12 protein-coding genes are annotated in these 22,161 nt (G+C 66.3%); 1 reads left to right on the forward strand and 11 read right to left on the reverse strand.

The window, feature by feature from the left end:
- Positions 1-50: 50 nt before the first annotated feature.
- From ASF09_RS07420 to tssK, 9 genes are all read right to left on the reverse strand, one after another.
- Positions 51-3,155 carry a TonB-dependent receptor gene (locus ASF09_RS07420; RefSeq protein WP_060525573.1) on the reverse strand — a complete coding sequence of 1,035 codons (3,105 nt, stop codon included), beginning with the start codon at positions 3,153-3,155 and terminating at the stop codon, positions 51-53.
- Positions 3,156-4,167: 1,012 nt separating this feature from the next.
- A complete protein-coding gene (locus ASF09_RS07425; RefSeq protein ID WP_082444134.1) occupies positions 4,168-5,508 on the reverse strand; it encodes a S41 family peptidase in 1,341 nt (446 codons plus the stop codon).
- Positions 5,509-5,511: 3 nt separating this feature from the next.
- Positions 5,512-6,000 (reverse strand): MarR family winged helix-turn-helix transcriptional regulator, encoded by a 489-nt coding sequence (locus ASF09_RS07430; RefSeq protein ID WP_060525575.1) that lies wholly within the window; start codon positions 5,998-6,000, stop codon positions 5,512-5,514.
- Between the two features lie 1,026 nt (positions 6,001-7,026).
- Positions 7,027-8,934 (reverse strand): serine/threonine-protein kinase, encoded by a 1,908-nt coding sequence (locus ASF09_RS07435; RefSeq protein ID WP_060525576.1) that lies wholly within the window; start codon positions 8,932-8,934, stop codon positions 7,027-7,029.
- A complete protein-coding gene (locus tag ASF09_RS07440) occupies positions 8,931-9,701 on the reverse strand; it encodes a PP2C family protein-serine/threonine phosphatase (RefSeq protein ID WP_235529710.1) in 771 nt (256 codons plus the stop codon). Before ASF09_RS07440 ends, ASF09_RS07435 begins: the two co-directional genes overlap by 4 nt.
- A complete protein-coding gene (gene tagF, locus ASF09_RS07445; protein ID WP_162237233.1) occupies positions 9,698-10,240 on the reverse strand; it encodes a type VI secretion system-associated protein TagF in 543 nt (180 codons plus the stop codon). Before tagF ends, ASF09_RS07440 begins: the two co-directional genes overlap by 4 nt.
- The gene (gene tssM, locus ASF09_RS07450) at positions 10,237-13,734 is read right to left on the reverse strand and encodes a type VI secretion system membrane subunit TssM (RefSeq protein WP_060525744.1); all 3,498 of its coding nucleotides are present in this window, start codon (positions 13,732-13,734) and stop codon (positions 10,237-10,239) included. The genes tagF and tssM overlap by 4 nt, the downstream gene beginning before the upstream one ends.
- A gap of 14 nt (positions 13,735-13,748) precedes the next feature.
- Positions 13,749-15,215, reverse strand: coding sequence for a type IVB secretion system protein IcmH/DotU (gene icmH / locus ASF09_RS07455; RefSeq protein ID WP_060525746.1), 1,467 nt, complete (start codon positions 15,213-15,215; stop codon positions 13,749-13,751).
- Complete coding sequence (tssK, locus tag ASF09_RS07460) at positions 15,191-16,531, reverse strand: type VI secretion system baseplate subunit TssK (protein WP_121884791.1); 1,341 nt, start codon at positions 16,529-16,531, stop codon at positions 15,191-15,193. The genes icmH and tssK overlap by 25 nt, the downstream gene beginning before the upstream one ends.
- A 127-nt stretch (positions 16,532-16,658) precedes the next feature.
- Here tssK and ASF09_RS07465 point away from each other — a divergent pair, with 127 nt between their 5' ends.
- Positions 16,659-18,143: a M23 family metallopeptidase gene (locus tag ASF09_RS07465; protein WP_060525578.1), complete on the forward strand. Its 1,485-nt coding sequence runs from the start codon at positions 16,659-16,661 to the stop codon at positions 18,141-18,143.
- Between the two features lie 20 nt (positions 18,144-18,163).
- Here the strand turns inward: ASF09_RS07465 and ASF09_RS07470 are convergent, their stop codons facing one another.
- The gene (locus ASF09_RS07470) at positions 18,164-18,973 is read right to left on the reverse strand and encodes a CPBP family intramembrane glutamic endopeptidase (RefSeq protein WP_162237234.1); all 810 of its coding nucleotides are present in this window, start codon (positions 18,971-18,973) and stop codon (positions 18,164-18,166) included.
- Between the two features lie 29 nt (positions 18,974-19,002).
- Positions 19,003-22,134: a CHAT domain-containing protein gene (locus tag ASF09_RS07475; protein WP_162237235.1), complete on the reverse strand. Its 3,132-nt coding sequence runs from the start codon at positions 22,132-22,134 to the stop codon at positions 19,003-19,005.
- Positions 22,135-22,161 lie beyond the last annotated feature (27 nt).

Below are 22,161 nucleotides of genomic sequence, written 5' to 3' on the forward strand. Positions count from 1 at the left end.
CCTCCGCTCGATCGCCGGCCGACCGCGTGTCGACCGGCGATGCATCATCGTCAGAAGGCGAGGTTGATACCAGTGCTGATCCGGCGATCGGCCTGGAACCAGCTCCGGCCAACCAGTTCGCCACCGGGATAGCCGCCCATCAGCGTGCGCTGGGTGGACGCGGTCAGGTTGGTGCCCTGCACGCCGAACGAGAACTGGTCGTTCACCTTGAAGCGAATACCGGCATCGATCGACCCGTAGTTGCCGCCATAGATCGGCAGCGCGATCTGCGTTGTGGCATCGGCGCCGCCGTCCTGATTGCTGACGACACCCGGCGCACTGTAGTAGGTGTACGTGCCGTTCGTCCCGTTGCTGTTCGTCGACAGCAGGTACCGCGAGCGCCACGAATAAGCGATGCGCAGCGAGATCGGATTGCGCTCGTAGAGCAACGTCGCGTTCAAATTATGCTTCGACAGCCCGACCAGCGGCGCATCGTTCCTGACGGTACCGGTGATATCGCGATAGGCGTCGCCCGGATTGCTGCTCTTGATGAACGTGTAGTTGCCCTCGAAGCCGATCCCGGCAAGCGCGCCGGGCAGCATGTCGAAGAAGAAACGACCGCCGACCTCGACGCCCTTGACGGTCGCCGCCTTGGTCGAGTTGCTGTAGTCGGTGGCGGACGCCGAGACGTTCTCCGTCGTGCCGTCGGTGAACTGGACCGTCACCTGCCGGGTGGTCAGCGCGTAGATCGGCAGGTTGGTCAGCCGCTTGAAGAACGGTGCGACGTGGAACGACGTCCCCGCGCGACCGTAATACTCGAGCGAAACGTCGAAATTGTTCGACAGCGTCGGCTTGAGCAACGGATTGCCGGTGTCCGCGGTGAAGTTGTTGAACGTCCCGAACCCGCCCGGAGTCTGGCTGGCGGTCGTTGCTACGCCGACCGAACCGGAGGCTCGCAACGCGTTGAAGGTCGGCAGATCCATCGTGATATTGTACCCGCCGCGGAGCTTGATCTTGTCCGTCGGCGAAAATTCGAGATTGATCGACGGCAGGACGCGCGTGAAGTCGGCCTTGCCGCCGCGCGCGAGGAAGGTGTTCGCCAGCGTCTGCTGGACGCCGTTGCGGATGAAGACCGTTCCGCCGTTCTGCTGGATGAAACCGCTGCCTTCGTTCTCGATGTGAACGACCCGCACGCCGACATTGCCCGAGATGCCGCGCGCGCCCTCCTCTGGGCCGAAGCGCACCAGTGCGTAGCCCGCGGTATTCTTGGTGCGGTTCTCGACCTGGTCGCCCGGCAGGACGAAACCGACCGGCCGGATCGCCAAGGTGCCATCAGGATTGAACTGGCCACCATAGCCGGTGACCGGCAGAGGCCCCGAGGCGGAACAGTCGAACTCGCGGCCGGTGCAGAAGCCGGCGGGAGGCGCCGTCACCAGTCCGGTGCGGTTGACGTTGAACCGCGACGCCAAGTCCTCCGACGCAAACATCAAATTGCCCGGCAGCGTAGTTTCGCCGCGGAAGAAGTCCTTGAACGCGTGGCTGGCGACGTCGCCCGGTGCCGCATTGGCGTACGTCAGCTGCGGATCGCCATTCCAGCCACGGCCGAGCGCTGTCCAGTTATAGCCGTTCGCCAGATCGCGCTCGGTGCGCTTGGCGTAGCGGCCGCCGACCTTGATCGACCGGAAGAAGCTGTTGTCGAACGTGTATTCGGCATCGAGCTGCCCGGCGTCGAGACGCCCCTTGTTCCGTTCGTTGTGCGGCATAGAGGCCGTCCAGAGATAATTCGCAGGATCGGCAAACGATGCCTGCGTCGCCGGATTGACGCTGATCTGGGGCAGATCGCCCGTCAGGTCCATGCCGAAGCTTTGTCCGAAGCCGATGTCCCGGAAGATGTCGATGCGATCATAGATCTGGCGTGAATCGACGCGCTGCAGCGAGCCCTTCAGCGACAAATGGCTGTCGACCGGCGCCCAAGCGAACGACAGCGAGTAATCGCGCGTCCGCGTGTTGCTTTGGACGAAGCCCTTGTTGCCGCTGCTGTTGACCGCACCGCCGGTCGGCGCGAACGTGCCCGTGTCGCGATTGAACAGCGCGTTCGTCTTCGTCAGCAGGCCGTTGCTGTCGAAACTGCTGCTGGCCGGATCGACCGCCAGCGTCTGCGAATCGAGCTGCGTGCCGTAGTCGCTCGACTGGCTCTTGTAGCGCGACTGGAAGAAGCTGCCGGTGAAGGTCAACGACTCGGCCGGCTGCCACTGCGCCGCACCGTAGATGCCGTAGCGCTTGTACTGGAACGCCTCGTCGCCATACGCGAAGCCGCTCGGGACATATTTGCTGCTGCCGTCGCTCAGCGTCGTCTTGAAATACGGGCTGACGCGGAGGAACTGCGACAGCGAACTGAACTGGCTGAACGCGACGTCGCCAAGCAGGCCGATCCGGCCGATCGGCGTCTCGAACGAATCGGTGACCAGCACCGACCCCGACGGATCGGCCTTGTTCGCCATGTCGCCGAGCGCGAGCTCGCCGGTGCCCGAAACGTGGAACTTGCCGTTGAAATCGAACGGGAGCTTGGTGCGCAGATCGATCTGCCCGCCGGTGCCGCCCTCGATCAGGTCCGCCGTCGATGCCTTGTAGACGTCGACCGCCGACATCAGTTCGGGCGTCACGTCGCTCCACAGGATCGCGCGGCCGTTGTTCGCGCTGAAGATTTCGCGGCCGTTCAGGCGCGATGCGACGCCGGTCAGGCCGCGCACCTGCACGCCGGAACCCTGAACCGAATAGTGATCGGGATCGCCGAGCGCGGCGAAACGCACGATCGACACGCCCGAAACGCGCTGCAGGACTTCGGTAATCGAATTGTCAGGCAACTTGCCCGCATCGTCGGCGACAACCGAATCGACGATCGTCTCGCTGCGACGCTTGCGTTCGTCGGCAGCTTCGAGCGCGGCGCGGCGACCGGTAACAACGATATCGCCGCCCGTTTGATCAGCCGCCGGATCGCCAGGGGCGTGCTCGGGTGCCGCCGCTTGGGTTGTGTCAGGCGATATGGCCTGAGTCTCAGCCTGGGCCCAGGCATTTCCGCTGAAACCGGCAGCGATCAGTGCCGCTGCGGATACGCCAGCACGCATCGCAACCATGGCATTCCCGCGGCGATGCGAACCGATAACAAATATGTTCATAGAACCCTCCCCTATGCACGACACGTTTTTACGCATCGCCCCCAGTAAGCCGCACCTTATTGTGGTGCTGCTTCGCCGGCGTGGTAGCCTTACCATGATTGTACGACAATTGAAAAATTCGTTATTTTTTTGAGGGTTGCCTTATGACGAGACGGGATAACCAGACGGGCCTCTGGTGCGCCTAGAGACTGTGAAGATTGGGCGCAAAAGCGCTACCGGTGCGAGCCGCCTCTGACCGGTATGAAGGTGCGGGGGACTGCTCCAGTAGGATGGCGACCGTCCAAGTATCGGCGCCCCGTCGGTCCGGTCTACTGCCCGCCGTTTCGTCACGCGCGCGCTCGCCGACGCTAGGCTGCGCAAGTCCAACGCCTTCAGACGGATTTAGAAACGATAGTTCACCAGACCGATTCTCGATTAAGGACTATCACAAACCAACGATTGCCGTTTCGACAAGCGGAGAGCCGATTAGGTGGAAACTCTGGGACAGTCAGGTTTTTAGATATCGGCAAAAGCGAACGGTAAAACGGTTCACTAACGTTCCGTGCAGCCAAAAACGAGCCGACGACAGTGCGAGCCGACAGCGAACGGACCACAGTGCACCATAGTATTGGACGATATTTGATCGCTGAGGCCACCATCACTAGTCAACAGCTTTATAAAGCAGTTACCATATGACAGAAAATGGTCCATCTAGATAATGGTAATTCGATAGATCACCCTTTAATCACATTTCTTTTTGTTGATGAACGATTAATTCCGAAAATCCACCTATTTCGAACCACTATATTGGACGTTGCGATCATAGGCTATTGACGTGATATGATATGTAAATTTGCTTATGCTTTTAGCCGACCGGTGAACTATTCACGAATAGAATTAGGTGCAGATCTTGCATTGCATTATTTTGAGAAACAACATGGCTGGCGGAAAAAGCAGCGTTCCATGTCGTTCGCAATCAACACGCCATTCCCAACCATCCTTCCAGCTTCGGAGAAAAGGCTTAACGTCAAACTTACTTGCTGGGATCAGGGCCAATGAGGTCAATGAACCTCCCGTCTGAGTCGAGCATGATCCCGACGAGAAGGGTGCGATCGGGGTAGACGAGCGTAAACTCGTCGAACCCGAACCCATTAGGCCGTCGAAAGCGAATGGCCTGCGGAACCCCGAGCGGTTGCAGGCGGCGGTGCGTGGCCGCCAGCGCCGCGCGGCCTGCCTCCGAGGCGTCCGGTTTCATCAACGTGTAATCAGCCTCAGGCGCGGTACGGCCGGCAAAGAGGCGGCGCAGCATCGCCTCCCCGCCCTTGAGCGCCACAGTCCTCGGCGCGAAGACTGAGACGGGGGACGCCGCTTCGATCGTAGCGGCAGCGGGCACTCGGCCGAGGCGACGTAGCGTCGTGGCGAGCGCATCCGCGGCGGGGACCTTGAGATCGGGCTGCACGCCACGCCCTTCCCAGTTCGATCCGGTAACGGGGCTCTCCGCGCGACCGGTCGGGATAAACGCCATGACACCGTGTCCAATGGAAATACGCTCCCCGGGGTTCGCGCCGCCACCGGTCACCTCGCCGACAACGGTGCCGAGCTTCAGCGTCTGCATGTCGTAGGCGAGCTCCTCGCCGCCCGAAAAGGTATTGCCGCTCGTAAGGACATAGGCAGGCACACCGGCGAAGCTGACCGGGGTCGGCTCGCTGAAGAAGAAATCGCGCCTGAGCTCAGTGGTCCCTGCCTTACGCTCAACGATGCTGTTGATCGTGGTCCGCTGGCCCGAAGCAAGAAGATAGCTGACCAGATAGCTTACCGATGCCGGATCTCCGCCACCGTTGCCGCGCATGTCTAGAATCAAGGCACGACTGCCCTTCAACCCCGCCATCGCGCGGTCGAGCGCTGGTTTAAACGCCCAGGGGTTGGCGAACCCGTCGATTTGGAGGTAGCCGATCCCGCCGGGCAGCCGGTCAGCGCGGACGATCCCGGCCTCGCCGGCTGGCATCGACGCAACGCTCGACGCTGGCCGGTTCGTTGTGTCAAACACCATCAGATGTTTGTCGGTCATGACGCCGCGGAGGTCCTCGGTCAGTCGCGTGGCGAACGCGGATAGATCCACAATCCGAGCGTAAGCACCCGAGGCTGCGGCGGCGGTGATCGCGGCGGCCCCCTTCTCGCCGACAGCCTGATAGATGTATTTGCTGCGCAAATCGGTCGACAAACGCGCCACAATCGCTGTGCGGGCGGCCGCGTCGAGATTGGGAGTCCGTGCAGACGTGGCCGAAGCCGTGGCGGTTTGAGCGCCGACAGACGCTGGCATGGATAACGCTAAAAAAGGGAGGAGCAGCATGAGGGCATGGCGACGACAGGGCATCGATTACTCCTTGGTCGATTTGAGAGCGGCGAGGCGCATTGGGATCGATGACGCATCAAGCTGGGCGTCGAAGCGATCGAGGACTGAGATCAGAGAAGCGTCGATGTCTGCAAACAGGTCATCAAACAGGGTGTTAAGGTCTTCGTTGAAAGCGCTGAGCGCGGCAGCCTCGTGACGCGCCTTGTCCGTCGGGCTTAAGACCCGTCGCCGGCCGTCGGACGGATCAGCGTTGACCTCGACCAAGCCACGCTCTTGAAATTCCCTTGCCATGCGGACGATGAGCGGGTGCGACAATCGCAGGCGTCGCGAGATTTCCACCACCCCGATCTGTTGGTGCTCAACGATCAGTAACAGCATCGAAGCGCCACGCGGTGGAACGTCGAGGCCTAGCTGGAGAAGAACGCCGCTTATCTGATCGACGATACGGTCCGACGAGCGGCGCAGTCGATGCGCCAGGAATGCGCTCCCATGTGACTCGATGAAGTCGGCCATAACGGAAGAGCGTTCAGTAACAGGTTACGTGTCAAGTTACGTATGTGGCATCGTGAAGGCCATCCGCCACCGCCCGCTTTCGTTATTAAATTCCAATATCGAACGGTACTTCACGTGCCGGAGCTTTTTTTGAAAAGAGGCCTGTTGCGGAACAGTTGCTTGAGCGAGCGTGCGGAATGCCGGTCGGGGCACCTGCTTTCCCAACTCCGTTCCCAACTGCTCTTTCCCGAAATGGCCTGTCCGATCCGGAGAAACGACAAAGCTCGCGCTTAACGAATGGCCGTTATTCGGGAGCTCGGATCTTCAGGTTGGACGTCCAAGTGTGAACAGCGTGCCCTGCCCTACGGCTTCTCGCCCGTCGAACCACGACCGGGCGTTCAGAGGCCATATCGCCTCTCCAACTTCGGACGCCTGTTAATGTGAAGTCGATACGTTGCGTTGAGCATTGAGTACTATCACAGAGTCAACTCAAATGAGACCCAGGTAACCGTTGCCAATCAAGTTAGCCGGTCGCTGGTAGCGCGCCCGATTTCGTGGACACTGAATGACGTACAGGTTGTTGGAAGATTTTCGTCATAACCTATAGGATTATAAATGCGGCGGGCAGCGTGCATCAAACGGCTGAGACTGCCGAAAGACGGCTGGCGCATACGGTATCTAGATATAAGATCCGGTCGAGCGCGAAGATATACAGACCTCCGGGCTACCGCCCGGAGATTCTTATATATCCGCTATTTTCCAAAGATGGAGATTTTTTCCGTTATGGTTATCATCATTACGGAGATGTTCTAATTTCAAGGTCTTGTGGACTCTAGGACCGCGCTTTGGCGTGCGTAGATGGTTGCTTTTCCCTTTCGTTATGACCGGGCGCAAACCCGTATTCTGACGCTAGTCACATAGTCTCGGCAACGATAGTTCCACAATCTGATCAACAGCTTCAAAGACCGTGGATACGACGCGGACATCTGGATATCAGCGTCGATCCGGCTCATCCGGGATCGGCATTAAACGGCATCGCAGGATCGTTCAGTCCTTCTGCTCGTCGATCGATTTGAACCAGACCATGTCGGCCTGCCAGCCGCGTTCGGCGGCAAGCGAGACGAGGCGGTCGCGCCAGTCTGCGCCGCGCGCGCCGAGTGGCGGCGCGACGACCGCCGGGTCGAACGGCGCCCGGCCGGTGATCAGCAGCAGACCCGACCAGCCCTGATGGTCGAGATCGATCTGGAGCCGATACGTGTCACCGCCAAGATCGGTGATCGGCACGCCGTTGCGCGAACTCGCGAGCTGCGCGCGGAACGCGGAGCGATCGGGGATCAGCAGATCGATTTTGCCCGACGGTTCGAGCCCGACGAGCGTGAAATCGGTTTTCGGATCGCGTACCGCGACCTTGACGATCGCACTGGCGGCACTCGTGCCGGCATAGGCGGAGTCGCCCGTCTGGCGGCGCATCTCGAACTTGCGTTGCGCGACCGACAGGCGCGTGTCGTCGGGCGCGCCGATCTGGCGATAGGCGTCGAGCGCGGCGCACCCCGCGGGCGTGATCGGCGCGACCTCCGAGAAATCGAGCACGGCCCCCTTGCCGCCCTGCGATGCCAGCGCATGGCTGATCTCAGCCTGCGCAGCGGACGGGTTGCCGGCGACCCCGGTCAGCGCGATCTGCGGCTGGTCGCGACCTTGCGTCACGCTGACGATCCGCAGCCACGTGCAACTGACCGACGGCAGCGCTGAGGCCACTGCGCTGCGGACGTCGTCGATGCCGTCCATCGCGGGCTTGGCGGTTGCCACAGACGCGGTCACCGGCGTCGATCGATGGCGCGTGGCATAGACGACGATCGACGCCAGCAGGATGACGGCGACGATCCCCAGGGCGATCCAGCGCACCGGGAAGGTCGCCGGCTTTTCGACAGATACCGGCACCGCCTCGATCTTCGCGATCTCCGCCAGCACCTCGACCATCGAGCCGATCCGTGCGGTCGGATCGGCCTTCGTCATGCGCGCGAGCAGCGGTCGCAGAATCTCCGGCGCAGGCGACAGGTCCGGTCCCGCCCGCCGCTTGTCGACCGCATCGACCAGCGACCCGCCGAGCCCGACATCGCGCCCCGCCGCCACCGCCAGAATCACCAGCGCCAGGCTGTAGACGTCGGTCCACGGCCCGAGCCGGCGATCGAAGTCGCCAAGCTGTTCGGGCGCGACATAGCCCAGCTTGCCCGCGAACCCGTCGCCGACGATCGTCGCGGTGCCGGGGTCGAGATCCTTGGCGATCCCGAAATCGATGATCTTCGCGCGCGCCAGATCGCCGCCGCCGAGCAGGATGTTGTCGGGCGAGATATCCCGGTGGATCGCGCCGAGCGCATGCGCCGCCTGCAAGCCCGATGCGAGCCGCCGCAGCAGCGCCACCAGCGCTTCGGGCGAAGCCTCCACGGTCTTCAGCACATCCGACAAATTGGTGCCGTCGATATATTCGGTGACGATGTAGAGCACGCCGAGCTGCGGCTCCTGCGCGAGCACGCGGTACTGCACGACCGCCTCGTGATGGAGATGAGTCAGCGTCCGGGCCTCGCGACGGAACAGCGTGATGACGTTCTCGTCGGCGGCGAGCGCGGGCAGCATCACCTTGATCGCGACGCGTTCGTCGGTGATGACGTTGGCGCCCTCGAACACCTCGCCCATGCCGCCGCGCGCGATGAAGCGCTTCACCTCGAAGATGTGGTTGAGGACATCGCCGACCTCGATGCCCCGCGCCGCCACGCGCGGCGCGATCGGGGGGAGCGGCGGTGTCGCCGATCCGGCTTCGAAGACGGTGGCCTGGTCGGGCTGCTGCGGCATGAAGACGGTGCGGCCATCATCGACAGGACCGCCATCGACCGGGCCATCATCGATCGGGCCATCATCGACCGGGCGGCCATCGATCGGCGGGTCGTTCTCGTCGATCACGCGAAGCCCCCCGGCATCGGCGACAGCGACAACAAGGTCGGCTCGCCCGTGGTCACGACGATCACTGTGACGTTGTCGGGCGCACCGCGCTCCAGCGTCAGCGCGATCAACCGGTCGCGGATCGCCACCTTGCCATCGGCCGCGGCGAGCATCGCGGTCAGCTCGGGATCGCTCACCTGCCCGGTCAGTCCGTCGCTGCACAGCAGGAAGACGTCGCCCGCCTCCGCCGCGTCGACCACGACATCGACCTCGAGCGTCGCGGTAACGCCGACCGCGCGCGCCAGCACGTGCGAGCGCGGATGCGCAGCGGCCTCATGCGGTTCGAGCAGGCCGCGGTCGACCATCTCCTGCACCTGCGTGTGATCACGCGTGAGTTGATAGAGCACGCCGCCGCGCAACAGGTAGGCGCGGCTGTCGCCGACCCAGACCACGCCGAACCGACCGTCGCGTACGAGCAAGGCCGCGACCGTGGTGCCCATCTGCTGCCCGCGCGCCTGCGCCTCCGCCCAGATCCGCGCATTGCCCGCATGGATCGCCGTCGCGATCTCCCGACAGGCCTCGTCGAAATCGTCGGGAAGCGCAGCGTCCGCCAGCGCCTTGGTCAGGACCTGCGACGCCCAGTCGCCGTGCGCATGCCCGCCCATGCCGTCGGCGACCGCCCACACGCCGTCTGCGCCGCGATCGCAAAAGCTGTCTTCGTTGGCGCGGCGGACCATGCCGACGTGCGACGCGGCGACGCCTTCGGTGCGCAACGTGCGGCCGTTCACGACGCAACCGTCGACATGTCGGGGGGCGATATGGCGGGAGTCAGCATGGCCGGGATCAGGTCGGCCGGATACGCAGCCGACCGCTCACCGGGCGCGAACCCCTCGCCGCCCAACGTCCACCATCGGCAGGATCGTTCCGCCGGCTCCCGATCAACCATGAGCATGTCCGCCTGCTCGACCAGCGCATCGGCGGTCCAACCACCGGCGATCGCGTCGTACAGCAAGCCCTCGCACGCCTCCGCTACCGCCGCGTCCGCTGCTCCCGTCACCGCCACGAATACCGGAAAGCGTCGCCCGACCGCATCCTGCGACGCCGCGAGCGCACCCGACAGGCCACCTTCGACGACGTCGAGGACGCAGCGCCACGGCGGCGCGCTGTCGAACCGTGTTTCGAACGCCGCACCGTGCACCGTCCGCGCGTCGGCCAGCGACGTCGACAGCCAGGCATCGAGCGCCTCCCGCTCGTCCGCACGCCAGCCACGCGACACGAAGTCGCCATGCGCGGGCAGCTTGCCAAACAGTCGCGCGGTCCCCGTCACAGCGCACCCGGGCAGCGGAACGACCACAGGCCGCCGCGGCTGAACGGGTTGCGGTCGCTCGGTAATCCGACCAGCAGGGTCGCCGCACCGCCGCCGTCGCCGAACCGCGCCTTGATCGCCCGCTGCCCGGCATTCTGCTTGTCGGCCTTGTCCATAACCCGGAACAGCGCCCAGGGGCCCTCTGCGTTCCAATGCGCAATCTCGGCGCCGGGCTTCGGCTCGCTGGTCGGATCGGTCTGCGCTGGGCCGGGGCGATACAGGACCACCGACGCTTCGGGCAGGCCACCGCTGGCGGACCACAGCAACGGCTTGGCGCCGTTGATCGACGGCGTGAAGCGATAGCGCGTGCCGCCGCTCGCCACTTCGACCATGCCGACGTCGCTACCGAAGCTCGCCACGGAAATCTTGATCGGCAACCCGCCGACGAGGAGGTCGCGCAGCTCCCCAGCCTTGGCGAACGCCTCCGGGCTCGACGGGTTGAGCGACGCGGTGATCGGGTCCTCACTGCGCCAGCGCCAGACCGGGCCATCGGTCTGCATCAGCGCCTTCAGCCGCGTCTGGACGAAGCCGTCGATGACGCCCCCCATCCCGAATACCCGCAGCGCATCAACCATCGACGCATCCTGCGCCGACGCCGCGAAGAAAGGGTAGTGCTCCTGGGCAACCTCCTTGCAGGCCGGCAGGACGGTTTGCGCGTAGGCATCCGCGATCGCGCCCTTCGCCGCGCCGATCTGCGCCGACGCGCCGCCACCGGTCGCGCTCGAGACGAACCCCTGCAACTGCGGTGGCGCGCCGGCCGCGGCCGCCTTCACCGATGCCATCGCCGTCGCCATCCCCGCCTGCGTGGCATCCGCACCGCCGCCGCCGCCGACCGACTGCGCGGCCATCACCGCCTGCCCCGCCTCTTTCAGCGCCGCGACGAACTCGTCGACCGGTGCCGATCCGCGTCCGTCCCCGGCATAATCCTGGAGCGGCTGGAAATACGCGGCGATCTCCTCGCCCGCATCGATCCCGGAGGCCCGGTCGCGGTTCGCTTCCTGCGCGAAGCGCCCCAGTCGGGATCGGTTCAGGCCATAGCGGGTCGCCCGCGCCAGCCCCGCCTTCGCGCCGCCCTCGAAGATGGTGTTCTTGCGCAGTTCGAGCAGCACGCGCTTCAGCGGCGACGGACTCTTGGTGAACGCTCCGAACGCGACGGGATCGCGGAAATACGGCCCGGGCTGCAACGTCTTCAGCACGCCTTCCCACGCGGCGATATAGTCCTTGGCATAGAGACCCGCGACACCCGGCCGGACGTTGCTCATCTCGTCGCGGACGCCGCCGTTGCCGGCATCGCCGCCCAGCACCCACAGGTCGCGCTTCAGGTCCTGCTGCACCGTCGCCAACCCGACCATGTACGCGCGCTCGTAGCCGGCACGCGTGAAGAAATACGGGATGCGCGCGGTCAGCACCTGCTTGGGATTGGCGAAGGCGAGCGCGTCGCCCTGCGACAGGATGTTCGCCATTTCCCACGGCGCGCCGGCGCTCGCCGCCTTCTGCCGCAGCACCGCATAGGCGCGATCGGCGAGCGACAGCGTCTGCACCGCCGCGCGTGCCTGCGCGACGAGCGCACCGTCGAGTGGCGGCTTCCGGTTCGGCCAGACGCTTGCCATGTCGGTATCGCCGAGCAGCGCATCGAGATGCTGCGCCAACTGGTCGCGCTCGCCTTGGCTGTCCGCCCCCGGATAGACCTGAGTCACCCAGTCGTTCGTCACCCAGGCGCGCACCGTCTTCGCGTCCATCGGACCCTGCTGGCCGAGCATCAGATACACTTTGAGCGGTTCGTACAGCCGCATCGGATCCGCGCCGTCGGTGCGCATCGCCGTCTCCAGCCGCAGCAGCAGGCGCGGGAGCATCACGCGGCGAAGGGCCTCGCGGTAGGTCTCCTCCGCCTCGCGGCTGAGGCTCGACTGATACAGGCCGAAGGTCATCGCGAGCGGCGGCCCGCCGGCGACGCGCGCAGCGTAGCCGCGGGGCAGCGTGCGCAACGCGTTCAGCCCCGGCAGCGCCGCGCGCAGGTCGGCATCGCCGTCGCGGACCTGGCGCAGATCGACGCCGGCGTCGCGGAGTTGGGCCTCGGCCGCCCCCGCCTTGTTCGCGAGATCGGCCTGGAAACTGCGATTGCGCGCATAGCTCACGCCCCATGCGACGAGCACCAGCGCGACCGCGATCCCCAGCCCGGCGATCGTCCCGATCAAGCGGCTGCGCGTCCGCGCCTTTGCCCGCGGATCGGTGCTGACCAGCCCCGCCTCGGGGAACATCACCTCGCCGAGCAACCGGTTGAGGAAATACGCGCGGCCGCTCGACCCCGACGCGGCGGCGGGCTGGTCATAGACCTCGGCCATGCTCGCCATGATCCGGTCGAGCGGCGCGCCCTCCTGCAATCCGCTCGTCAGATAGAAGCCGCGCAGCACGCCGCCGGGCTCGTCGCCCGAGACGAACGCCCCGTCGAGGAAGCGCATCAGTCGTGCCCGCAGCGAGCGCATCTGCGCGGGCAGCCCGAGCATCAGGGCACGGCGGCGCGGGTCGCTCTCGTCGAACAGCCGCTTGGCCTGGCGGTCGGCGATCGCCTGCGCGATTTCGTCGAACGCCTTCGCCAGCGTCTCGGCATTCGCGCGGCCGTCGCCAAAGGTGAGCGTGCTGCCGAGCACCGCCCGCCGGCCCTCGACATCGAGGTCGTCGAAGAACTCGGTGAAGCCTGCCAGCAGATCGGCCTTGGTCAGCACCACATAGACCGGCGCTGCGACCTCCAGCGTCCGTCGCAGCTCGACCAGCCGACGGCGGACGGCGCGCGCGTGCGCATCGATCTTCGCGCAATCGCTGCGGACCAGTTCGTCGATGCCGATCGCGATCATGACGCCGTTGATCGGCTGGAGCGGGCGATGTTTCCGCAACAGCGACAGGAACGCGTTCCACCCGGCGGAGTCGACCGCATGGTCCGAATCCTGCGTCGTGTAGCGCCCTGCGGTGTCGACCAGCACGGCCTCGTCGGCGAACCAGAAATCGAGATTGCGCGTACCGCCGACGCCGCGCACCGCCTGTTCGACGAACGGAAAGCGCAAGCCCGAATTGAGCAACGCGGTGGTCTTGCCCGATCCCGGCGGGCCGATGATCACGTACCAGGGCTGTTTGTAGAGATAGTCGCGCCGCTTGCCGGCCGCGCCTTTCAGCCGTGACAGCGCCTCGGTCATCCGCTGGCCGAGCGCCTTGCCCTCCTCGTCGACCGCGTTGGGGCCGGCGAGTTCGGCCGCGATCGCATCCGCCGCGCGCCGCGTCCGACGCCGCCGCAGGAACGCCGCGAGGCCCCAGATCAGCGCGACCCCGACGACGCACGCGATGCGCACCCAAAGCGGCCGCATCGCGCTCACGAACAGCGGCAAGCCGAACGCGAGCAACGCCGCGAGCAGCACCGCGCAGGTGATCGTCACCGCCCACCAATTGCCAAAAAAGCGCCGCATCACTGGATATCCTGTCAGTAGCGCCGCGGCACGACGATCTCGACGCGCCGGTTCTGCGACTTGCCTGCCGCATCGTCGTTGCTCGCGATCGGTACGGTGTCGCCGAGCCCCTTGGTGGTGACGCGCCCGGTCTCGCTCAGTTCGGTGCGGACGATGTCACCCACTGTTTCCGCGCGCGCCTGCGACAACGCCATGTTGTCGGGGAAGGCGAGCGAGGCGACCCGGTCGCTGTCGGCATGGCCTTCGACCAGCACATCGCCCTTCTCGTCCTCGATCGCGCGGCCGATACGGTGGAACAGCGGCTCACGCCCCGGCTCCAGCACGTCGGAGCCCGACCGGAACAACTGGCCCACGGTGGTGCGGACGCGCACCGTCTGCGCATCTTCCTCGACGACCACCAGGCCTTCGCGGATCTCGGGCTCCAGGAACCGCTTGAGCTTGCTCGCCTGCGCGCTGTCCGCGGTGGCGATCGCCCCACCCGGCCGCGACAGAGTCAGCCGCGCCTCGGGCCGGAGGGCACCGAGCCGCTGGCCGGGCGTGTCGCCGCTCGACATCAGCATCAGCCGCAGCACGATGAACACCAGCAGCAACAGCCCCGCCGCGATCGCCGACGCCAGCGCGATCAGGCTCCAGAAGCCGAGCTTGCCGACCGGCGCGGTCTCGCCCCGCCAGCGCGGCGACAGTTCGGTTGCGGACTGCGACCGGACATGTGGCAACGCGCCCTGCAGCCGCGCCATGATCTCATGCAGGCGGCGGCGGCCATCGGGCATGACCCGGAACCGGCCTTCGAACCCGGCGGCGAGGCACGCGTGGTACAGCTCGATCAGCGCGTAATTGTCGTTGGGCACCCGCAGCATGTCGTCGACCAGCTGCCAGAACCGGTCGCCGCCGATATTCTCCTGGAAGAACTGCACGACCATCGAGCGGCGCGCCCATTCGGCGCCGTCGGTGCCGATCGCCGGCAGGTTCTGCGCGACGTCGTCGGTGGTGGCGCAAACCGCGTATTTGGCACGCTGGCGCATTTCCTCCGAATAATGCGGCGCGATCGCCTGGTCGAACCGTGCGATCGCCTGGCTCGCCTGCCGGTGGAACTCGGGCATCGCCAGCCGCACCCGCCCGCTGCGCACGCTCGCGACCAACGCGAGCACCGGCTCGGCCACCGCCAGCATGATGTTGCGCACGACCCGCGGGGTCGCCGGCAACGGCACGTCGTCTTCGGCCAGCCGCGACGGCGCTAGGCCCCCGCCAGCAGACGGCATACCGGTTCGGGACAATGGCGGCGGCGTGCCATAGCCCGGATCGGCAGGCTGAAACCCCGCTGACCCACCGCCCCCCGCTGGCGAGAAGGGCGGCGGGAATGACGGCGGCGGTGGCGGCGGGGGGGACGCGCCCTGCTTCAGACCCTGAAGCGGTGAGGGGCGAAAGACGGTCTTGCCGCCGTTCCCGTCCTCGACGCTCACCGTGCGGCTCGCTTCACGCACCACAGCTCCATCCGGAGCTGCGGCCAGTCACCCGCGACGTGCAAGCCGAGCGCGGGCGCGGTGGCGAAATCGCGCCAATCGGGAACGCCGCGATCCAGTTCGAAATAGACATGCCCCGGCAGCACGCGGATCTGCGGCGGCGGCGTTGGTGTATGCCGCAACGGCACGCCCGGCAGCGCGGAATCGACGATCTGCCGCATCTTCTGGACGGTGCCGATCTTGGCGATGGACGGGAAGATGCTGCGGATTTCCTCGACCGGCGACGCGGCCGACACCGCGAGATAGAAATAGCCCGTCTGGAACAGGTTGTGGTCGGTGATCTTCGAGACGTACGCTCCCGGCCCCGCTTGCTCCAACGGCAGCTGCACCGCGGACCGGTCGAACATCGCCGACAGCATCGACTGGAGCAGGTCGATCACCGGCTCGAAACAGGTCTGCGGATTCTCGTGATCGTAGCGCGGCAGCGGCGGTGGCCGGCGCTCGGGCCGGATCAGCGTCGCGAGTTCACCCGCCATCGCGATGAAGGACTCGTACAGCCGCTCGGGATGCACCGTCGGCAGATGCTGGAGATGCGCCAGCACCGGGATCCAGCGGTTGAGCGCCTGCAACAGGAGGAAGCTCACGAACGTATCGGAGCCGCCATCGGTCGCCTCGACCGCACGCAGGGCGAGTTCCTCGGCGCGCTGGTCGGCACGGCCACCGATATCCGCGAGCGCGCCGCGCAACCGCAGCGAGGCGGCGATGTCGAGCGTCGGCGGAATGAAGCGGTCGTCGAACATCAACCGGCGGTTCTGCACTTCGCGAACGCGGGCGAGGCCGAGCGTGACGCGGCCATAGAGCTGATCGCGGGTCACGCCGAAGCGGAGATTGGGGCTGCCGAACTCGATCGGCTCAGACGTGCGATCGTCCGAATAGGTGTCGGACACCTCCGCCTCCGACACCAGGAACCGCGCCTCGAGCGCACCGCCCTCGGCATCGCGAAACTGGACCGCACCCGATTGCTGCGCCGGCAAGGTGAGCGCGATCATCGCGTCGCGCGCATCCGCGGGCACGTCGAGCGGCGGCGGCGGCGGCAGGTCGTCGGGGATCGAAAACGGCGTCCCGTCCGGCATCACGCCCGATGCGCGGACGACCCCGAACTTGCCCAGCGTCGCCAGATCCTCATCGAGTACCAGCTCCGTCAGGCCCCAAGGCCAGGGCCGAACCGAATCGACCCGAGCCCGAATCAAGCCATCGATGAACCGATCCTGCGCCTGAAAATGCTGCGGCCGCAGGAACATACCTTCGTGCCATGCGACACGGTTCTTGCCAGCCAATGATCCGCCCCCGTTTCGTTACGTCAGGGCACACGGTGCGCCACTAGGAAACACTTGCGGTTATTGCGCCCGCGAGGCTTTCAGACAATAACTTTCTTCGCACGCGCAGTTTTGAAGGCGATTTGGATTGAACGACAGCGACGATGACGACCTGTCGTTCGATCCCCGAAGCTGGGATATAGGCCGACCCACTGCGCCGCCCGTGCCGTCGCCCAGGTCGGCGCCCCAGTCCCCCTCGTTCGATCCGCGAAGCTGGGGGAAAAGCGATCCTCGGCCCGCGCCGGAACAACAGCCCACGTCGCCGACGCCACCGTCGCTAGCGCCGGCGCCCGCCTTCCCCAAGTCGATAGCACAGCTCGGTCCGGCGATCCTGGCGGGTTTCGCCATCGCGTCGGGCGGTGCGGTCTGGGCCATATTGGATCGCCAGCCCGCACCGGGACTGCAATCGGTCGCAGCAACCACGGCGCCCGCGAGCCCCGCCGCGGTTGCCGCCAGTCGTCGCATCCTCACCGTCGCCGGTGCCGGCGCGATCGGCCCGAGCCTCGTCGCGGCAGGGGTCGACGCGACCGAAGCCAACGACGCCGCGACGCGTGCGCGCGGCCCGCTGGGCGCGGGGAGCGACGACGTCCGCCTCGTGTTCGACATCGAGTCCGGCCATCTCATCCATCTCGACGCCACCCGCGAAGACGGCGCGGGGATCGCGTTGGCGCGCGGTGCCGGCGGCTTCACACAGCAGATCCTGTCCGCGCATCTGGTCCAGCGGCTGACGATCGTCCGCGGCGAACTGGATGCGCGCGATTTCTACAGCGCGGCAGTCGCGGCGGGGATCAACGACACGCTGGTCAGCGACTTCGCCAACGCCTTCGCGTTCGATTTCGATCTCCAGCGCGAAGTCGCGCCCGGCGACATCTTCGAGGCGGGGTTCGAACAGCGCTACAATGCGGCGGGAAACCCGGTCGGCGTCCCGGTCCTCGTCTACGCATCGCTGGAGACCGCCGCGAAATCGCGCGCGCTCTACCGGTTCACTCCGCCGGAGCAGAAGGGTGCGCCGGGGCAGAAGGGTGCACCGGGACAAAAGGATGCGACGGGGCCCAAATGGTACGACGCCAATGGCCGCAGCACGGTCCGCACGCTGATGCGGACGCCGATCGACGGCGCGCGGATATCGTCGCCGTTCGGGATGCGCGAACATCCTGTCCTCGGCTTCATGAAGCTGCACCGCGGTACCGATTTCGCAGCGCCGACCGGAACGCCGATCTTCGCCTCGGGCGATGCAGTGGTCGAGTTCGCCGGCTTGAAGGGGCCCAACGGTAATTTCGTGAAGCTGCGCCACGACAATGGCTGGGAGACTCTCTACCTCCATATGAATCGCATCCTGCCCGGCATCATCGCGGGCGCACGCGTCGTGCAAGGGCGGCAGATCGGCGAGGTCGGCACTACCGGCCGCTCGACCGGGCCGCATCTGCATTACGAGGTGCATATCGACGGCCAGCCGACCGACCCGCTGGCGCTCCAGATGGGTAAGAGCAGCGAGACGCTTACCGGTGCTGCGCTGAAGGCGTTCGACGCCCTGCGCGACCGCGTCGACGCCCGTCGAAGCGCCGCCAACTGACGCTCAGGCCCCACTAAGACTCAGGATTGTGTGGGACGACGGCGAGACAGCAGGACGAGCGGCACCAGCAGCGAAAGGAGGCCGATCGTCATCGCGACGCTCGCGTTCAGCCCGGCGTCCGATCCGCCCCATAATGCCTTGCCGACCAGATCGTAATCGACCAGCGCGCCATAGCCGCCGATACCCGGATTGGGATCGAGCCCGAACCCGAGCTGCTCTGCACCATTCCACGCCAGATGCGCGCCGATCGCACCGGCCAGGCCTCCACCGCGCGCCGCCAGCAATCCGAACACCAGCCCGCCGACAAACAGGTTGAGCAGTTCGATCGGCCCACGCAGGCCGCCCGCCACATGGAGAAGCGCAAATCCGAGCGCCACGACCGGCACAGCGATCCGCATCCCCCAAGCGGTAGCGACCAGAGGTTGCAGCCAGCCGCGAAAATAGGCTTCCTCCGCGGCGACCTGGATCAGGACGACGACCGCCCCGATCGCCAGCGACGTGATCGACAGCGATGCTCCAGCGCCCCGAACGAGCGTTCCTGCGATCGCCGCGTAGCCGATCGCGAGCAACAGACCGCCGAGACCGATCGCTGCACCCTGCGCTAGCGTCACTCCCGGACGCGCCCCAAGGTTCAACGTCGCGATCCCCGTCAATCGACCGCCGACGATCGCCATCACGAGCAGCGGCACGAAGATCGCCAGCGTGAACACGGTCTCGCCATAGACCCCGTCCGCCCCGATCACCCCCGACGCGGCGATCAGCTGGGGGCCAAAACCGACGACCAGCGCGGCCATCGTGAAGCCGGCAGCCGCCGCCGTCGCCACTCTCATGGGCGAGCCTTTCGCTGCACCCGGAACGCTCATCGCTGGGCGGTGACGATCGGCGCGCGCACCGGTTGGTTAAGCGGTTGCCCAGCCGGCGGCGACAGCATCGTCTTGCTGCCGTCACCGACGAGGAAATACGGCGCCCAGTAAAAGGGGTGCGAATAGGTCGGCTGGCGGATCAGGTCGCGCTGCGCCTCCTGGAGCGCGACCCCGATCGTCTTGGTCCGTGCTGCGCCATAAAACACCTTGATGAACTCCTCGCTCTCGCGCTCGGCCGACACCTGCCAATAGGTCGCGAGCACCGATCGCGCATTCGCGGTCAGGAACGCGCGGACCAGCCCTTCGAGCGTCGAACCCGACTCCTCCTGACCGGACCGACGCGCGAGTTCCTGATCGCGGACTCCGCTCGCGGTATCGCAGGCCGAAAGCACGACGAGATTGGCGTCGAGATGCAGCCCGGCGATCTCCGAGAAGCTCAGCAAGCCGTCCGACTCCGCATCGCCGAACGACGTGACCAGCGCAGGCGGCGACATCGCGCAGCCCCATTGTCCTTCCTCGAGACCATGCGTCGCGAAGTGCAGCACCTCATACTGATCGAGATCGGCGCGTGCCTCGACGCCGGTATCGCTGAACGCCGCGCCGGTCATCTGCGGCGCGCCCGGCACGCCCAGCGCATCGGACGCGACGGTCAGTTCGTGATCGCTGATCGGCCTGATCGCCTGCGACAGCATGCCGAGCTGGCCGGCGCCGACCGTGCAGCCGAAGCCGACCTTGATCATCCGCCCCGCCTCGCCGAGCCCGAACGCGGTCGGACGGTGCTGGCCGAACCCGAGAAACGGATTGCGCGCGCGAGACGGCGGCAGCGCGCGTGCCACCAGGAACGATCTGGGCGACAGCGCCGTCGAGATCGCGGTGTCCGCTGCGAGGAACGCAGTGCGCGAGAAATCGAACGGCGTCTCGCGCACCGCCGCCTTGTCATAGCGCTTGACCAGCACACCCGCGGGCAGCCGTTCGAGCGGACCCGACGGATCGACGACGAGCGCCCGTGCCGATGCCAGGATCGGCTCGGCCGGCCCCGCGATCAGGCGGAACAGCGCATAGGCGGCCGCGTCGTCGAACGGCACGAGCTTGCCCTGCGACAACGCCCCGTCGATCGACCCGCGAACCTGCGACGCCAGTGCGTCGACCGCCTGCTTCGACGCAGCGTCGGCTGCGACCGCGTAGATATAAGTCCGGTCCGCACTCACGATCATGCCGTAGATCCGGCGATTGAGCGTCGTCAGCTTCAGGAACACCTCGCCGGGCTTCAACGCCGCGCGCACCGCCTCGATCGTGACAGGCTGATCGTCGACCGTCCGATAGCGCGGATCACTGGCGAGCTTCGCCTCCACATCGAGCAGCCGTTGTTCGGCGGCGGCGCGCGCGGCGCCCAGATCGCTCGACGGGGTTTTCACATCGGCGTTGGCGCCGGGCACGGCCACATCACTCGATTTCGCCGAGATCGCATAGCGAAGCCGCGTGACCTCGCGCTCCAGTTCGCCGCGTTCGCGGACGAGCGCACCGGTGGCAGGATCCGCGGTCACCACCGTCTGCAGCTGGCTGACCTGCCGCGCGATCGCCGGCTCGCCGGTCGCCTGCACCGCACGGAAGAACCGGGCGAACGTATCCGCCTGCGGCGTGGTCGCGGCCTCCCGGACCAGCAGGTCGAGATATTCCTCCATGCCGTTCGACGTCGCCAGCGTGTCGACATCGGCATCGATCATCGCGTCGATCGCGTGGGCATATTCGGTCCGCACCGCCGCCCGTGGCGCGCTGGTGCGCGCGAACAGGCTGGCGCGTTCCAGTTCGGCTTGCGCAATTGCGGGCTCGGCACCGGTGCCGCCGGTCGCCAGCGCGCCGCGCTTGAGGTTGACCAGCGCGGAATCGAACGCATCGAGCGCCGCCCCCGACTTGCCTGCCCGCGCGAGCAGGCGCGCGCGTTGCCGCTCGATCCGCGCGCTCAGCCACAGGATTTGCGACGGATTGATCCGCTCGTTCTCGAGCGGGCGATAGGACCGCGCCGCCGCGTCGATCGCGGCGAGCGATCCCGCATCGTCGCCCAGCGCCAGCCGCGCGACGCTGAGCGCCCATTTCGCCTGGATATCGAGCACCAGCTGCGCCAGGTCGGCGGTATCGGGGACAGCGATCGCGCTGACGGCATCGGCAGCGTTCGAGCGCGGCTGGTTCAACTGGCGCAGCGTCGCTGGATCCAGCAGCGGATCCTTCGCGGCAACCGCCGCACCGGTCGACTGGCTCAGCATGTCGGCGGCTTCGCGGAAAGCATGCCGGTTGATCAGGTCGAGTGCGCGGTACGCATCGCGCTTGCGCATCAGGAACAGCGACCGGTTGGCGGGCGACGCCGCCATGACCGCATCGGCCTCGTCGAAATGCTCCTTGGCCGCGTCGTTGAAGCGGATGTTCGAATCGGCCAGCCCGGCCTCGAGCAACAGGTCGACGCGCATCGCCGGATCGGCGGTGCTCGATACGCGGCTGAGCGCGTCGTTCAGCACGCGCGACGCTTCGACATGGAGGCCACGGTGGTTGAAGCCGATACCCTCGCCGAGCGCGGTCGCGGGATCGAACACGCCTGCGGTGGTCGTGGTCGACGCCACTGACGAGGTCGTGCGCCCCGGCGCGACCCCAGCGAGATCGATCGTCGGCGCGATCGGCCGCATCGCGTCCGCGCTCGGCCGCTTCGTGCCCGACAGAATCGCAACCGCTTCCTCGAGCTGCCCGAGCAGCGACGGCGGCGCATCCGCGACCAGCATCGTCTCGCCCACCGGCATGTCGATCCGGATCGTCGCGGTCCCCAGCGCGCGGTCGTTGCAGCGCCTGACCTGCACCGCACCGGCCGCGATCGTCATCGGCGAGACCGGTCCGCAGTCGAGCACCGCATCGATCGGTTTCATCGCCGCCGCGGTTGCCGGGACGATGCGGATGCTGCCGACCGGACGACTGGCGGTGACGCCGCGACAGGTGATCGCATAGGCCCGCGCGAACGGATCGGGCACGGCAGGATCGGACCAGTTGCGCGACGCGACGCAAGGCTCGCCGCTCGGGTTGCGACCGAGGGTGACGACGTCCGGTCGGTCTGGCGCGCGCACCGTCGCACACGATGCCAACAACATGGCAACGCTCGTCAGAGCGGCGCCCGC

The sequence above is a fragment of the Sphingomonas sp. Leaf242 genome, assembly GCF_001422045.1.
Classification (GTDB): Bacteria; Pseudomonadota; Alphaproteobacteria; order Sphingomonadales; family Sphingomonadaceae; genus Sphingomonas.

Excerpts from the sequence above, each read along its gene's own strand:
- ASF09_RS07425 (WP_082444134.1), bottom strand. The coding sequence starts at position 5,508 with ATGCCCTGTCGTCGCCATGCCCTCATGCTGCTCCTCCCTTTTTTAGCG.
- ASF09_RS07420 (WP_060525573.1), bottom strand. The coding sequence starts at position 3,155 with ATGAACATATTTGTTATCGGTTCGCATCGCCGCGGGAATGCCATGGTT.
- tssM (WP_060525744.1), bottom strand. The coding sequence starts at position 13,734 with ATGCGGCGCTTTTTTGGCAATTGGTGGGCGGTGACGATCACCTGCGCG.
- ASF09_RS07430 (WP_060525575.1), bottom strand. The coding sequence starts at position 6,000 with ATGGCCGACTTCATCGAGTCACATGGGAGCGCATTCCTGGCGCATCGA.
- ASF09_RS07470 (WP_162237234.1), bottom strand. The coding sequence starts at position 18,973 with ATGAGAGTGGCGACGGCGGCGGCTGCCGGCTTCACGATGGCCGCGCTG.
- ASF09_RS07475 (WP_162237235.1), bottom strand. The coding sequence starts at position 22,134 with ATGTTGTTGGCATCGTGTGCGACGGTGCGCGCGCCAGACCGACCGGAC.